The organism is Methanosaeta sp. UBA458, assembly GCF_002496085.1.
GTDB lineage: Archaea > Halobacteriota > Methanosarcinia > Methanotrichales > Methanotrichaceae > Methanothrix > Methanothrix soehngenii.
This window is the reverse complement of record NZ_DAIK01000002.1, coordinates 1-2,504: the sequence shown is the minus strand read 5'-3', so window position 1 is coordinate 2,504 and position 2,504 is coordinate 1. Positions and strand designations below refer to the sequence as shown.

Below are 2,504 nucleotides of genomic sequence, written 5' to 3'. Positions count from 1 at the left end.
TGCAATGCCCCCTACCTGAGAAGTACGCAGGAGCGTTATGCCATTCATGGATGATCGTTGATGGATTCAGAGCTGGAGGAGATTTACCGTCAGGTTGCAGACAGCATATCACCTGAAGAATTCGAGGAGAGGGTGAAGGAGAAGGTGGCCCTTATGGCCGGCTTATGCGACTCCCGGACCGCGGCCATGCTGGTGGCCAGGGACCTGGGCAGCCCTGATCTTCTGACCAAGATCGGGAGCATCCGGCCTGAGATGGGGAACGTCACATTCACCGGCAGGGTGATCGCCGTATCTCCTGTGCGGGAGTTTCAGCGATCAGACGGATCTCTTGGCAGGGTGGCAAACATCACCCTGGCGGACGAGACCGGGTCGGTGCGTGTCGCCCTCTGGGACGAGACAGCAGAGCTGATCAAGTCAGGGGACCTCGCTGTAGACCAGTGCCTCAAGGTGAGGGGACTGGCCAAAGAGGGATTTGCGGGGACTGAGGTCAGCCTGGGCCGTGGCGGCGGATTCGAGGAGATAGATCAGGATATTCATCCACGCGTCGCGCCTTACAGGATTGGAGAGCTGAAGAGGGACATGAGCGATGTCAACCTTCTGGCGGCGGTTGTGGATCCGGGAGAGATGAGGGAGTTTGAGCGCCGAGATGGGGGCAAGGGCCAGGTTCGAGGGGTGACGCTGGGAGATGAGACCGGCAAGATCCGGCTCACCCTCTGGAATGAGCAGGCCCAGATGCCTCTTCTTAAGGGGGAGACGCTTGAGATCGTAGGCGGCTCAGTCCGGGAGAGGTACGGCCTCTTGGAGATCCAGACCGGTGGGAGCACCGCTATTCGCAAGAGCACTAAAAAGCTGGACTTCTCAGAGAGGATGACCCCAATAGCGGAGCTGAAAGAGGGAATGCTCTCTAGCGTTTCCGGCTTTGTATCCGGCCTGGGGGAGGTGCGGGAGTTTCAGAGGGATGATGGCAGAATGGGCCGGGTGGCGAATATCTACATCTCTGATGATTCCGGCCGGATCCGGGCAGCTCTATGGGGTGAGCATGTCGATCGATTGCTTGAGGTTGATCTTGGATACAGGGCGGAGATTATCGATGCGCAGGTCAAGAGCGGCTGGAATGAAGGACTGGAGCTCTCCTGCGGATGGCGCACCAGGATTACTTTCGCCCCGCCTGAGTAAGGAAGTTAAGTGAGTTATGAGAACACCTACCAGAGGAACTGTGAAGATGGCAATAAAACTACTGGAAGACCTGCCGGGCGTAGGTCCGGCCACTGCCGAAAAGCTGCGCGAGGCGGGATTCAACTCAATCGAAGCCATTGCCGTTGCCTCTCCTGGAGAGCTGGTGAGCGCAGCGGAGGTTGGTGAGGCCACTGCCGCCAAGATCATAGCCGGGGCACGGGAAGCGGCAGACGTAGGCGGCTTTGAGACCGGTGACCGCATCCTGGAGCGGAGAAAGCAGGTGGGTAAGGTCACTACAAGCTGCAAGAGCTTCGATGAGCTGCTGGGCGGAGGTATGGAGACTCAGGCCATTGTGGAGCTCTACGGAGAGTTCGGATGCGGCAAGACCCAGGTCGCCCACCAGCTGGCAGTGAATATCCAGCTGCCGGTGGAGATGGGCGGGCTGAATGGCTCCGTCATCATAATCGATACTGAGAACACATTCCGGCCGGAGCGCATCGACCAGATGGTCAAGGGGCTGCCGCCTGCACCCGACGGCCGGATCTGGGAGACTGAGGATTTCTTAAAGAACATCAACGTGGCCAGGGCCTTCAACTCCAATCACCAGATCCTGCTGGCGGAGAGCGCCATGGACCTGGCGGAGAAGGTCAAAGATTCTGAGAGGCCGGTCCGGCTGCTCATCGTGGACTCGGTGACTGCCCATTTCCGGGCAGAGTATGTGGGGCGGGGGACCCTGGCCGACCGCCAGCAGAAGCTCAACAAGCATCTTCACGACCTGATGCGCTTTGGAGACCTGAACAACGCCCTGATCCTGGTGACCAATCAGGTCATGTCCAAGCCGGACACCTTCTTCGGAGATCCGACTAAACCGGTGGGAGGGCATGTCCTGGGCCATACCTCCACCTTCCGGCTCTACCTGCGAAAATCCAAAGGGGAGAAACGCATCGCTCGCCTGGTGGATTCGCCCAACCTGCCTGATGGGGAAGCGGTCTTCTCGGTGACAACCGACGGATTGAAGGACTGAACGCGGGAACGGGAACGTCGGTCAGATGAAAAAGAAAAGGTGAGGGAGGAGGGGGTGATCCGAGGATGCAGGAGGCAAGGAGCAGTGCTCCCGGATCGTCCACTTCCATTAGCAACTCTATAGATATAGACGATTGTGACAAGAAGTTGCCCATGATGCAGAGATTAATAAGCAATTCTGCACCCCCTTTTTGGGTTCCTCTCCATTCCAAAGCATGAAAACCAGCATGCCTTAAGATTTTTTCATGTGGAGACACAGAGGCTACAACCTCTGCCGGACCTCACCCACATAATCGGGAGAAGAG

General features: G+C 57.8%; 2 protein-coding genes. Both read left to right on the top strand.

What is annotated here, in order from left to right; translation table 11 throughout:
* Nucleotides 1-60 precede the first annotated feature (60 nt).
* Nucleotides 61-1,176, top strand: coding sequence for an OB-fold nucleic acid binding domain-containing protein (locus tag BP822_RS00035; RefSeq protein ID WP_276620920.1), 1,116 nt, complete (start codon nucleotides 61-63; stop codon nucleotides 1,174-1,176).
* 46 nt (nucleotides 1,177-1,222) lie between these two features.
* Complete coding sequence (gene radA / locus BP822_RS00030; RefSeq protein ID WP_013720241.1) at nucleotides 1,223-2,200, top strand: DNA repair and recombination protein RadA; 978 nt, start codon at nucleotides 1,223-1,225, stop codon at nucleotides 2,198-2,200.
* Nucleotides 2,201-2,504: the final 304 nt, after the last annotated feature.

What these genes read in the sequence shown, in the direction of transcription:
- BP822_RS00035 (WP_276620920.1), top strand. Translation starts at nt 61, where the DNA reads ATGGATTCAGAGCTGGAGGAGATTTACCGTCAGGTTGCAGACAGCATA.
- radA (WP_013720241.1), top strand. Translation starts at nt 1,223, where the DNA reads ATGGCAATAAAACTACTGGAAGACCTGCCGGGCGTAGGTCCGGCCACT.